Genomic DNA, 12,580 nt, shown 5'->3' with positions numbered 1-12,580 from the left:
CGCTCTTCCGATCTGGAGCGGGCCGAGCTCGCCGACGGGGCCGAGCGGGCCGAACCGCGCCGCGGGGCCGAGCCCGCCGACGCCGCCGACAGCGCCGAGGGACCCGAGCCCCCCGAGCGATGCCGGATGCCGCGGGACCGGCCCGACAGCGGCAGCGGCATCGCCGCGGTGCGCGTGCCCGTGGGGGAGGCGCCGGGGCGCGGCGCCTGCTCCCCGGTCCCGGAGCCGGCGGGCCGCACCCGGTTCTCGCCCGTCCAGTCGTGGTCCTCGACCCGCGTCACCGGGATCGCCCCGGTCGTGAAGCGGGGCTCGACCCCGCGCTGGATCGCCTCGAGGATCCGCGCGACCGCCGCCGCGGAGCGGGGACGGTTCGCGGGCGCCTTGGCCAGCATCATCATCACCAGTCGCCGCAGGTCCGCGCCGATCGCCTCCGGGAGCTCCGGCGGCTGCTGCTTGACCTGCGCCATCGCGATCTCCACCTGGCTGGAGCCGGTGAAGGGGCGGCTGCCCACGAGCATCTCGTAGGCGACGATGCCCAGGGCGTAGATGTCCGAGAGGGAGGTGGCCTGCTTGCCCATCGCCTGCTCGGGGGAGAGGTACTGGGCGGTGCCCATGACCAGGCCCGTCTTCGTCAGCCGCGCCTGGTCCTTGCTGCGTGCGATCCCGAAGTCGGTGATCTTCATGGACCACCCGTCCTTCTCGTCGACCAGCACGTTCTCGGGCTTCACGTCGCGGTGCACGACGCCCTTGGAATGGGCGGCGTCCAGCGCCCGGGCGAGCTCGATCATCAGCTGGACCACGCGCTTCTCGGGCAGTCCGCCGGGGTTCTCCTCGATGATCTCCGAGAGGGGACGGCCGGGGCACAGCTCCATCACGATGTAGGCGCGCCCGTCGAGCTCGCCGTAGTCGTACAGCGCGGCGATGCCCTCGTGGGAGAGGGCGGCCGTGTGCCTCGCCTCGGCCCGGAAGCGCTTGAGGAAGCCCTCGTCGCCGGCGTACTCCTCGCGCAGCACCTTGATCGCGACATCGCGCTCGAGCTCCTGGTCGCGGCCCTTCCAGACCTGACCCATTCCGCCCGTGGCGATGAGCGAGGTGAGCTCGTACCGTCCTTCGAGCACGAGCCCCGGTTCGGTCCTCATCGCTGGATCACCGCCTCCATCACGTCACGGGCGATCGGCGCCGCGGTGCGCGACCCGTATCCGCCCTCCTCGACCACGACCGCGACCGCGATCTTCTGCTCGTCCGTCTGTCCGTACCCGACGTACCAGGAATGGGGGGAGCGGTCCTCGCCCCACTCGGCGGTGCCGGTCTTGCCGCCCACCTCGACGCCGTCGATCGCCGCCGCCGATCCGGTGCCGTCCTCGACCACGCCCACCATCATCTGCCGCATCTGCGCGGCGTTCGCGGCGGACAGCGGCTGGCCGACCTCCTTCGGGGTCAGCTCGGAGACGGTGGAGAGGTCGGCCGTGCGCACGGCCTGGACGAGCTGCGGCTGCATGACCACGCCGTCGTTCGCGAACGCCCCGCCGACCATCGCCATCTGCAGCGGCGTCACCCGGGTCTCGTACTGCCCGATCGAGGTGGTCGCCAGCTGTGCGTCGTCGAGGTCCTCGCCGATCCGGGAGGGCGTCACACCCATCGGGATCGAGAGGTCCTGGCCGAAGCCGAACTCCTCGGCGGTGCTGCGCAGCTGGTCCTGTCCGATCTCGACGCCGAGCATGCCGAAGGAGGTGTTGCACGACTGGCGCAGCGCCTCGGCGAGCGTGGACTCGTCGTCCGGGCCGCACGGCTCCTGGCGCCCCGCGGAGAAGTTGTTCATCGTCGACGAGGAGTTCGGCAGCTCGTACTTCCCGGGTCCGGGGATCACCGACTCGGCGGTGTAGTCGCCGGTCTCGAGCGCCGCGGAGGCCGTGACGAGCTTGAAAGCCGAGCCGGGCGGGTAGAGGTCCCCGCCGATCGCACGGTTGGTCAGCGGCCGCTCGGGGTCCTCGTTCAGCGAGGACCAGGCGGCCGAGACCGCGCCGGTGTCGTGGGAGGCGAGCTCGTTGGGGTCGAAGCTCGGCGCGGAGACCATCGCGAGGATCGCGCCGGTCTCCGGGTCCAGCGCCACCACGGCGCCGCGCCGGCCGTCCAGCGCGTCCCAGGCCGCCTGCTGGGCGGCGGAGTCGAGGGTGAGCTCGACGCTCGCGCCCTGGTTCTCGCGGCCCGAGACGACATCGGCCAGGCGGTGGTAGAACAGCGAGTCCGCCTCGCCCGAGAGGGTGTCGTTCAGCGAGCGCTCGATGCCGGTGAAGCCGTAGACCACCGAGTAGTAGCCCGTGATCGGGGCGTACATCGCGCCGGGGTCGTAGGTGCGCAGGTAGCCGTAGGCGTCCTCGGACTCCTGCGAGGTCGCGATCGCGTGCCCGTCCACCACGATCGGTCCGCGATGGCGGCCGTACTCGCCCTGGAGGGTCCGCTGGTTCTGCCCGTGGGCGGCGAGCCGGCCCTGGGCGACGACCTGGAAGTAGGTGGTGGAGGTGAACAGCAGCACGAAGAGCACGCCGACCACCAGCCACACGTGGCGAAGGGGCTTGTTCACGCGATCGCCTCCTGGCCGGTGCGGGCGGGTGAGCCGGGCAGGGTCCCCTCGACCTGGCGGGCGGCGGGGCGCCGGGCCGCGTCGGACAGGCGCACCAGGATCCCCGCGATGATCCAGTTGCACACCAGCGAGCTGCCGCCCGCGGCGAGGAAGGGGAGGGTCAGGCCCGTCAGCGGGATCACCCGGGTCACGCCGCCGACGACGACGAACACCTGCAGCGCCATCACAAAGCCGAGGCCCCCGGCGAGCAGGGTGCCGAAGCCGTCGGAGATGCCGACGGCCGCGCGGAGGGCGCGCTGGACCAGCAGCAGGTACAGCAGCAGCAGCGCGAAGGCGCCGACCATGCCCATCTCCTCCGCGAAGGAGGAGAAGATGAAGTCGGACTCGGCGTGCGGCACCATGTCGGGCCGTCCCTCCCCGAGGCCGGTGCCGACCAGACCGCCGTTGGCGAGCCCGAACAGGCCCTGGCTGATCTGCTCGCAGGAGGAGAAGTTCTCGCCCGAGAGCGGGTCCAGCCAGCAGGTGATGCGGGTGCGGACGTGGCTCATCTGGGTCGCGGCGAAGACCGCCGGCGGCAGGAACATCACCGCCCCGATCACGAGCCAGCTCAGCCGGTCGGTGGCGACGTAGAGCATCACCACGAACAGGCCGAAGAACATCAGCGAGGTCCCCAGGTCCGTCTCGAAGACGAGCACCGCCATCGCGAAGCCCCAGGCCACCAGGATCGGGCCGAAGTCCGACCAGCGCGGCAGATGGATGCCCAGCACCTTCGGGCCCGCCAGTGCCAGGGTGTCGCGCCGGGCGACGAGATAGCCCGCGAAGAAGACCGCGAAGGCGATCTTCGCGAGCTCCGCAGGCTGGAAGCTGAAGCCCGCCACGGAGATCCAGATCTTCGAGCCGTTGCGGGCCGAGCCGATCACGGGCACCAGCGGGAGGAGCAGCAGCACGCCGCCCGCCACGGCGCTGATCCAGGTGTAGCGGCGCAGCCAGCGGTGGTCGCGCAGCAGCACCAGCAGCGCCACGCACAGCACCACCCCGATCACGGCCCACAGCATCTGGCGGTCCGCGCTCGCGGAGCTGCGCAGCCCGTAGATCTCGTTGGCGGCGTGGACGGACTCGATCATGGTCACGCCCAGGAGGTTCAGCAGCACCACGATCGGCAGGATCACGGGATCGGCGTAGGGGGCGCGCCACATCACGGCGATCTGGAGCACGGCGACGAGCACCAGCGCGCCGATCCCGACCTGGAGCAGGTTCGCGGGCAGCTCGTCGAAGCGGCCCAGCCCCACCAGGGCGTAGGCCCCCACGCCCACCGCCACCGCGAGGAGCAGCAGCAGGGCCTGGATCAGGCGGCGCGGCCGTGCGGTGTAGGAGACGATGGTGACCACTACGTCGCCTCGCCCTCGTCGGGGGAGCCGGCCGTCGGCAGGGGCGCCATGCCGTCCGCGGCCCCCTCCTCGGCGCCGCCGACGTCGGAGGCGCCGCCCCCGTCGGAGGGGGAGACGGCCGTGGGCGGCCGGTTCGCCGCCGCCGCCTGCTCGAGACGGTCGATGATCTGGTCGGCGCCCTCGCGGTCCGAGGCACTGATCGTGCTCTCGACCTGCTGGCGCGTGATCTCGGGGAGGTCCTCGATCTCGATGTCGGTGACCTCGAGCGGCTCGGACAGGGAGACGGGGCCGAGATCCTGGGCGAGGCCCTGGTAGAGCACCACCCGGGTGCCGTCGGTGCCGACGTAGTACTGCCGCTGGGACCAGGCGTAGCCGCCCCACAGCAGCCCGCCGAGCAGTGCGACCAGCAGCGCCAGCACGACGACGGCGGGCCAGGGGCTGCGCCGCGGCGGCTCCTCCTCGGAGAAGTCCTCGTCCTCGTAGGGGATCTCCGGCTCCTCGCGGGTGAGCGCGGCGGCTTTCGCGGCGGGGCCGGAGGCGGCGGTGGGCCGGTGTCGGTTCCGCGCCGCGGAGCCGACGATCTGCGGGGTCGTGGACGGCGCCTCGACCCCGCGGGGGAGGGCGTCGAGGTCCACGACGTCGGCGACGATGCAGGTGATGTTGTCGGGGCCGCCGCCCTTCAGGGCGAGCTGCACGAGCGCGTCGGCGCACTCGCCGGGGTCCTCGATGTCCTTCAGGGTCGCGTCGATCGTGTCGAGGGAGACCAGTCCGGAGAGGCCGTCGGAGCACAGCAGCCAGCGGTCGCCCGGATGGGCCGCGCGCAGCGAGAGGTCCAGCTCGGGATCCGCGTCGACGTCGCCGAGCACGCGCATGAGCACCGAGCGCTGCGGATGCCGCTCGGCCTCTTCCTCCGTGAGTCGGCCCTCGTCCAGCAGGCGCTGGACGAAGGTGTGGTCCTTCGTGACCTGGACGGTCTCCCCGTCGCGCAGGAGGTAGGCGCGGGAGTCGCCGATGTGGGCGAGGGCGAACTTGCCCTCGGCGCGCAGCAGCGCGGTGATCGTGGTGCCCAGGCCCCGCAGCTGCGGCTCGTCGCGTGCGCGGCGCAGGATCTCCTGGTTCGCCTCGAGCACGCTCTCCTCGAGGGTCGCGACGATGTCGGAGGCCGGGGTCTCGGAGTCCAGGGAGGCCAGGCGTCCGATCGCGACCGAGGAGGCGACGTCGCCGCCGGCGTGGCCGCCCATGCCGTCGGCGACCACCAGCAGGTGGCTGCCCGCGTAGGCGGAGTCCTGGTTGTTCGAGCGGACCAGGCCCACGTCGGAACGGGCGGCGTAGCGCAGGGCGATGCTCATCGCGGACCTCGTCTCAGCTCGATCTCGGTGCGGCCGATCCGCACCTGCGCCCCGGGTCGGAAGGGCACCGCGCCCTCGATGCGCCGCCCGGAGACCAGGGTGCCGTTGGTCGAGCCGAGATCCTCCACCATCCACTCGTCCTCGCGCTGGAAGACGCGGGCGTGTCGGTTGGAGGCGTAGTCGTCGTCGAGCACGAGCGTGCACTCGGGTGCCCGGCCGATGAGGATCGGGGTCGAGCCGAGGGTCAGCGAGGTGCCGCGCAGCGGCCCGGCGGTGACGACCATCGCGGCCTGGGTGATCTCCGGATCGGTGCGCAGCGAGGCCGGATCGGCGCCCGCCTCGGAGGCGGCGCCGCCGATCGGGCCGGAGGCCGGTCGCTGCTCGCGGCGCGGGTCGCGGCTGGAGCGGGTGACGACGGTGGTGCCGAAGAGGTCGTTGCGCAGCACGAGCACCACGACCACCACGAAGATCCACAGCGCCAGGACGAGGCCCAGACGCAGGGCGACGAGGGTCAGTTCGCTCATGGGGCGCTCACCAGGCCGCCGGGGTCGAGCCCGGCAGCAGGACGGTCAGTCGCGTCCGCCCGATCTTGATCAGGGAGCGGTCGTGCATCTGGACGGGCGTGCGGATGCGCTCGCCGTCGACGAAGGTGCCGTTGGTCGAGCCGAGGTCAGTGGCGACCAGGGACGAGTCCGGCTCGGCGCGCAGCTCGAGGTGGTGCCGGGAGACGCCCGTGTCCTCGAGGATGATGTCCGCGTCGCCGCCGCGGCCGATCACCGTGACGGGGCCGGTGAGCAGGTACTGCTGCCCGTCGATCTCGACGATGGGGCTCCCGCCGGGGCTGTCCTGGGCGGCGCCGGTCGCCGGGGCGACGCTGCCGCGCTCGGTGCGGGACTCGGTCTCGAAGCGGCCCTGACGGACCTCCTCGTCCTGCTCGAGGGCGACGGAGACGGCGCCGACGAACATGTAGCGCTGCTTGTCCGCATGCTCCATGAGCACGCGCTGGAGCTCGTCGAGGAGGGTGTCCTGCCAGGAGGAGAAGCGCTCGAAGTCCTCCGGGTGCAGGTAGACGGTGTACACGTTCGGGGCCAGGGTCCGGGTGCGGTCGAGCACCTGGATCTGGTCGTCGCACTCGCGCCTGAGGCCCTGCGCCAGGTCGAGGGGCTTCAGCTGCCCGCGACCGGGCGAGAACACGCTCGTCACGCCGCGGTCGAGGCTGCGCTCGATCCGATCCAAGATCCCCACGGTGGTCCTTCGCTCTCGCTGGGCTGCCAGGTGCGGGCAGCGACCCGTCGACGGGGCTGCACGCCCTCCGATCGTAGCGCGTGGCCTGGCCCCCGGCGCCGCGCACGGGGCGCGGGGCCGGCGAGGGATTCGTGCAGGAGAGGTGAAGGCGGCGGGTCAGTGGATGAGCACGCGCCGTCCCTTCCGGAACCAGTTCCGGCTCCACAGCATGTCCGCCGCGGCCACGGAGATGCGGCTGCAGCCGTGCGAGGCGGGGTAGGAGGGGATCGAGTTCGAGCCGTGGATCGCCCACCCGCGGTCGTAGTAGCCGGGGCGGTACAGGTTCCCCAGCGGGCCGCTCTGCCAGCCGCGGCTGTACAGGCTGTACATCTCGAAGTCGCCCTTCGGGGTGGTCGCGGTCTTCCAGCGGCCGCCGGAGTAGTAGCGCTCCCCGGACCCGGTGGAGGTGTTCAGGATGTAGTAGAGCCGGCCGTGGGCGGTCGCGATGAGGAGCTGGCGGTCCAGGTCGACCTCGAAGCCGCGCCCGCTCCTGATCCGGCGGGACGGGATCTTCCCCGCGTCCAGCGCGGACCAGGTCTTCGGGCCGACCACCCCGTCCCGGCCGAGCCCGGCCGCCTTCTGCAGCGCGAACACGGCCTGCTGGGTGAGATGGCCGAAGCTGCCGTCGGGCGATCCGCACCAGTACTTCAGCGTGTTCAGCCGCTTCTGCAGCGTCGTCACCGAGCTGCCGCGGCTGCCCTTGCGGAGCTTCGGGCGGGCGGCCTCGGCGGCGCCGGTGCCGAGCGCGAGCCCGGTGCCGAGGGCCCCCACCCCCAGCAGCAGGGTCCGTCGGCTCGGGGCGAGGGGCAGCAGCCCCTCCGCGCCGTCCTCCGGCTCTCTCGTGCGGCGCGGTCTCGGTGTGATGGTGAGGTCCATCGGTCTTCCCCCATGACGTGTTCTGCCCGTGCTCGGTGGAGCGGGCGGTGGTGCGGTGCCCGGGATCGGGCCCGTCGCGCCACATCCTGCACAGATCAAGGAAGGGTCAACAAGAGGAAAAAAGTCCTGGTCGTGGAACTCGTGGGCAAGATCCTGCAACGTCGCAGGCAGACGGACTATTCGGACATGTCACGATTCTGTCACGACTCCGGCTCCCGTGCCATAGTGGAGCGCGTGCAGCCCGAGACCGCGCCCCCGATCCCCGTCGACCTCGACGCCGCCCACGCCCTCGGCGTCACCGCGCCGGGCGCCACCCTCCACGAGCAGGGCGAGACCGGGCGGGTCTTCGACCTCGCGAGCGTCTCCAAGCCCCTGGCCGCCCTCGGCGTGCTCGTCGCCGTCGACCGGGGCCTGGTCGACCTCGACGAGCCCGCCGGACCCGAGGGCGCGACCGTGCGCCACCTGATCGCGCACGCCGCCGGCTACCCCTTCGAGGGGGAGGAGACGGTCGGCGCGGTCGGCGCCCGCCGCATCTACTCCAACACCGGCTTCGAGGTGCTCGCCGCCCACGTCGAGGAGTCCACCGGATACGACTTCCCCGAGTGGATGGAGCAGACCGTCGTCCAGGGGCTCGACCTCGTCGACCTCGAGGTCGACGGCTCCCCGGCCGCCGGATACCGCGGCACGGTCCGGGACCTGCTGGTCGTCGGCCGCGAGCTGCTCGCGCCCACCCTGATCTCCGACGCCCTCCACGAGGAGATGCGCACGGTGCAGTTCCCGGGGCTCGCCGGGATCCTCCCCGGCTACGGACGCCAGAAGCCCAACGACTGGGGCCTCGGCATGGAGATCCGCGGGCACAAGGACCCGCACTGGACCGGCGCGCACTCCTCCCCGCGGACCTTCGGCCACTTCGGCCAGTCCGGCTCCTTCCTCTGGGTCGACCCCGAGGCGGGCCTCGCCGCCGCCTTCCTCGGCGAGCGGCGCTTCGGCCCCGACCACGTGCGGATCTGGCCCGGGATCACCGATGCGATCCTCGAGCGCTTCGCCGGGGGCGGGACCGGCCGATGAGCGCCCTCGGGCTGCTGGACGAGTTCGGCTTCGAGGCCGCCGCGATCGTGCTCGGCCCCGAGGGGGAGCGGGAGCGATGCGGCGACGTCGAGCGGATCCGCCCCTGGCGCTCGGTCACCAAGACCCTCACCGGCCTCGGCGCCGCGCTCGCCCTCCAGGAGGGGCGCGTGTCCCTCGACGACGAGGCCGGCCCGCCCGGTGCCACGCTCCGCCACCTCCTCGCCCACGCCTCCGGCTGCTTCTACGAGTCCGACGCGACCCTCCAGGCGCCGGGCCTGCGCCGCCACTACTCGAACTACGGCATCGACGAGGCCGCCCGCCACGTCGAGCGCGCCGTCGGCCGCGACTTCGGCGACTGGGTCCAGGAGCGGATCGCGGACCCGCTGGGGATGACGGGCCTGGAGTGGGAGGGCTCCGCCTCGGTCGGCGCCTCCGGCGCCCTCGTCGACCTCGCCCTGCTCGCCGCGGAGCTGCAGCACCCCACGCTCCTGGAACAGGAGGTGCACGCCCAGCTCGTCGGCGTCCACTTCCCGGAGCTGGTGGGCATCATGCCGGGCTTCGGCAAGCAGGACCCCAACCCTTTCGGGCTCGGCATCGAGGTGCGCGGCACCAAGTCCCCGCACTGGACCGCGACCACCGGCAGCGAGCGGACCTACGGCCACTTCGGCATGCGCGGCACCGCGTTCTGGATCGACCCGGAGGCGGATCTCGCCCTCGTCGTCGGCACCTCCCACGACTTCTGCGACGCGCACCGCGAGATCATGCCGCGCCTCGGCGACGCCGTGCTCGCCGCGCACCGCTGACGCGATAGCGTCCGGGAAGACCCCGGGACGCCGGAGGGCCGACGAGACCCCGCGACCCGCCCCACGCGCCGAAGGAGCCGCCACATGTTCGACGACCGGGAGCTGACCGAGGCCCGCATCCGCCGGTTCACGCAGGACCACCTGGTCCCGCGGATCCACCAGGAGCGGGCCGAGGTCACGATCACCGCGCACCGGCTCGAGGGCGAGCCGATCCCGCCGCGCGAGGCGATCGCCCGGGAGTACGGCCCAGTCGAGGTCGGGGCGCCGCTGGGACGCGCCTGGTCCACCACCTGGCTGCACGTGACCGGCACCGTCCCCGCCGACTGGGCCGCCGACGAGCACTCCGCCCCCGAGCTGATCGTCGACCTCGCCTTCACCGGCCAGCCCGGATTCCAGGCCGAGGCGCTCGTGTTCACGCCCGACGGCGTGCCCGTCAAGGCGGTCAACCCCTGCAACCGGCACCTCCCCGTCCGGCCCGGCGAGGAGCTCGACTACTACCTCGAGTGCGCCGCGAACCCGATGGTCGCCGGCGGCTGGACCTTCGCGCCGACCCCGCTCGGCGACCTCGCGACCGTGCCCGAGGAGGAGCTCTACTCGATCGAGGAGCTCCACCTCGCCCGCCGCGACGTGCGGATCTGGGAGCTGCACGAGGACGTCCGGGCCCTCGCCGGTCTCATGCACGAGCTGCCCGGGACCAGCCCGCGCCGCCACGAGATCCTCCGCGCGCTCGAGACCGCCTGCGACGTCGCCGACCCCGACGACATGCCCGGCACCGCCCGGGCCGCCCGCGAGGCGCTCGCCCCGGCGCTGGCCGCGACGGCTGGCTCCTCCGCCCTGACGGTGCTCGCCACCGGCCACGCCCACATCGACTCGGCCTGGCTGTGGCCCGTGCGGGAGACGGTGCGCAAGGTCGCCCGCACCTTCTCCAACGCCTGCACCCTGATCGAGGACGACCCCGACATCACCTTCTCCGCCTCCTCCGCCCAGCAGTACCGCTGGATCCGGGACCGCTACCCGGAGCTGTTCGCGCGGATCCGCGAGCACGTCGCCGGCGGCCGCTTCGTGCCCGTGGGCGGGATGTGGGTCGAGTCCGACACCAACATGCCCGGCTCCGAGGCGATGGCGCGGCAGTTCGTCGCCGGCAAGCGGTTCTTCCTCGAGGAGCTCGGGGTCGAGACGCGCGAGACCTGGCTGCCGGACTCCTTCGGCTACTCCGCCGCGCTGCCGCAGATCGCCGCGCTCGCCGGCCAGGAGTTCTTCCTGACCCAGAAGGTCTCCTGGAACCAGATCAACACCTTCCCCCACCACACCTTCCGCTGGGAGGGTCTGGACGGCACCAGCGTGTTCACCCACTTCCCGCCCGCCGACACCTACAACGGCTCCCTCACCGGATCCGAGCTCGCCTACTTCGAGCGGAACTTCAAGGAGAAGGGCCGCTCCTCGATCGGCATCGACCTGTTCGGCTGGGGCGACGGCGGCGGCGGGCCCACCCGCGAGATGATGGCCGCCGGGCGCCGCGCCGCCGACCTCGAGGGCTCCCCGAAGGTCGAGTTCGGCACCGCCGAGGACTTCTTCGAGCGTGCCCGCGCCGAGTACCCCGACGCGCCCGTGTGGAACGGAGAGCTCTACCTCGAGCTGCACCGCGGCACCTACTCCGCGCAGCTCGGCACCAAGCAGGGCAACCGCCGCAGCGAGCACCTCCTGCACGAGGCCGAGCTGCTCGCGACCCTCGCCGCGCTCCGCGCCGAGCACCCCTACCCCCACGACGAGCTCGCCGCGCTGTGGGAGGACACGCTGCTGAACCAGTTCCACGACATCCTCCCCGGCTCCTCGATCGCCTGGGTGCACCGCGAGGCCGAGGCCCAGCACGCCGCGCTCGCCGAACGGGCCGAGCGGATCATCGCCGGCTCCCTCGCCGCGCTCGCCGCGGCCGGCGGGCAGGGCGAGGGTGAGGTGGCGGGCGCGGCCGACGGGCACGACACGGTGCTGCTGAACACCGCCCCGGTGCCGCGCCGCGGCGTGCCCGCCTACGGCGCGGGCCGCCCCGAGCCGGCCCAGGAGGCCGTGGTCGTGACCCGCGCGGGCGGCGAGGTCCGCCTCGAGAACCAGGCGGTGCGCGCGGTGCTCGACGCCTCCGGCGCGCTGGTCTCCCTCGTCGGCCGGGCCGACGGACGCGAGACCATCGCCCCCGGCGCCCGCGGCGCGCTGCTGCAGCTGCACCGCGACACGCCCAACGCCTGGGACGCCTGGGACATCGACGAGTTCTACCGCCGCGTGGTCCGCGACCTCGAGACCCCGACCGCCGCCGAGGTCGAGGAGGAGGACGGCGGGGTCCGCGTCTCCTTCACCTACACGACCGCGCTCGCCGACGACGAGGAGACCTCCGGCGTCACCGGCGCGGGCTCCACGATCGTGAAGACCTTCCTGCTGCGCCCGGACGACACCTCCCTCGGGATCGAGGTGGACCTCGACTGGCGCGAGCGCAAGAAGGCGCTCAAGCTCGCCTTCCCGCTGGACCTGCGCGCCTCCCACCTTTCCAGCGAGATCCAGTTCGGGCACGTGGACCGGCCGGTCCCGGTGAACACCTCCTGGGACTTCGCCCGCTTCGAGACCTGCGCGCACCGCTGGGTCCACGCGGCCGAGGGCGAGCACGGGGTGGCGATCGCGAACGACTCCACCTACGGCCACGACGTGCTGCGCACCGTGCGCGAGGACGACGGCGGCACCACCACCACGACCCGCCTGACCCTGGTGCGCTCCCCGGAGTACCCCGACCCCGCCGCCGACCACGGCCGCTACACCCTGCGCGTCGCCGTGCGACCGGGCGCGGGGATCGCCGAGGCGATCGAGGAGGGCTACCGGCTGAACCTGCCCGAGCGCACCGCTCCCGCCGCGGCCGCGTCCCTGCTCGCCGCGCCGCCGGTCACGGTCGCGCCGGCCGACGGGGAGGGCGCCTCGAGCGTCATCGTCGAGACCGTGAAGCTCGCCGAGGACCGCTCCGGGGACCTGGTGCTGCGGCTGTACGAGTCCTCCGGTGCCCGCGCCGCGGCGACCCTCGCCCTCGACCCGGTCCTCGCGGGCGGCGAGGTGACGGCCACGGACCTGCTCGAGCGGCCCTTCGGGGAGGACGCCCCGGCGTTCCGCTCCGCGCTCGCGCGGGGAGAGGACGGCACGGTCGAGCTCTTCTTCCGTCCCTTCGAGATCAAGACGCTGCGCATCGCCCGCGGCTGA

Annotated in this window: 10 protein-coding genes; 3 read left to right on the top strand and 7 right to left on the bottom strand. The window is 72.9% G+C overall.

Features of this window, described 5'->3' with window-relative positions; genetic code table 11:
* The 7 genes from L3K22_RS13845 to L3K22_RS13815 form a co-directional block, all read right to left on the bottom strand.
* A partial coding sequence (locus L3K22_RS13845; protein WP_263311901.1) for a serine/threonine-protein kinase occupies window positions 1-1,139 on the bottom strand: 1,139 nt, incomplete at its 3' end.
* A complete protein-coding gene (locus tag L3K22_RS13840; protein WP_263311900.1) occupies window positions 1,136-2,581 on the bottom strand; it encodes a peptidoglycan D,D-transpeptidase FtsI family protein in 1,446 nt (481 codons plus the stop codon). The genes L3K22_RS13840 and L3K22_RS13845, both read right to left, overlap by 4 nt.
* On the bottom strand, window positions 2,578-3,969 hold the full coding sequence (locus L3K22_RS13835; RefSeq protein WP_263311899.1) for an FtsW/RodA/SpoVE family cell cycle protein: 1,392 nt from the start codon (window positions 3,967-3,969) through the stop codon (window positions 2,578-2,580). The genes L3K22_RS13840 and L3K22_RS13835 overlap by 4 nt, the downstream gene beginning before the upstream one ends.
* Window positions 3,969-5,318 (bottom strand): PP2C family protein-serine/threonine phosphatase, encoded by a 1,350-nt coding sequence (locus L3K22_RS13830; RefSeq protein ID WP_263311898.1) that lies wholly within the window; start codon window positions 5,316-5,318, stop codon window positions 3,969-3,971. The genes L3K22_RS13835 and L3K22_RS13830 overlap by 1 nt, the downstream gene beginning before the upstream one ends.
* Window positions 5,315-5,842 carry an FHA domain-containing protein FhaB/FipA gene (locus tag L3K22_RS13825; RefSeq protein ID WP_062947335.1) on the bottom strand — a complete coding sequence of 176 codons (528 nt, stop codon included), beginning with the start codon at window positions 5,840-5,842 and terminating at the stop codon, window positions 5,315-5,317. Before L3K22_RS13825 ends, L3K22_RS13830 begins: the two co-directional genes overlap by 4 nt.
* 7 nt (window positions 5,843-5,849) lie before the next feature.
* Window positions 5,850-6,563, bottom strand: a complete 714-nt coding sequence (locus L3K22_RS13820) for an FHA domain-containing protein (RefSeq protein ID WP_263311897.1) — start codon at window positions 6,561-6,563, stop codon at window positions 5,850-5,852.
* Window positions 6,564-6,719: 156 nt separating this feature from the next.
* The gene (locus L3K22_RS13815; protein WP_263311896.1) at window positions 6,720-7,478 is read right to left on the bottom strand and encodes a L,D-transpeptidase family protein; all 759 of its coding nucleotides are present in this window, start codon (window positions 7,476-7,478) and stop codon (window positions 6,720-6,722) included.
* A gap of 186 nt (window positions 7,479-7,664) precedes the next feature.
* On the opposite strand from L3K22_RS13815, the gene L3K22_RS13810 reads away from it, so the two are divergent.
* From L3K22_RS13810 to L3K22_RS13800, 3 genes are all read left to right on the top strand, one after another.
* Window positions 7,665-8,546, top strand: coding sequence for a serine hydrolase domain-containing protein (locus L3K22_RS13810; RefSeq protein WP_263311895.1), 882 nt, complete (start codon window positions 7,665-7,667; stop codon window positions 8,544-8,546).
* Window positions 8,543-9,349, top strand: coding sequence for a serine hydrolase domain-containing protein (locus tag L3K22_RS13805; protein ID WP_263311894.1), 807 nt, complete (start codon window positions 8,543-8,545; stop codon window positions 9,347-9,349). The genes L3K22_RS13810 and L3K22_RS13805 overlap by 4 nt, the downstream gene beginning before the upstream one ends.
* An 84-nt stretch (window positions 9,350-9,433) precedes the next feature.
* Entirely contained in the window at window positions 9,434-12,580 is a 3,147-nt protein-coding gene (locus tag L3K22_RS13800; RefSeq protein WP_263311893.1) for an alpha-mannosidase, read from the top strand.

Source organism: Brachybacterium atlanticum, assembly GCF_025669985.1.
Lineage (GTDB): Bacteria > Actinomycetota > Actinomycetes > Actinomycetales > Dermabacteraceae > Brachybacterium > Brachybacterium conglomeratum.
Note: the sequence above shows the minus strand (reverse complement) of the source record. Positions and strands in the feature narration are given on the sequence as shown.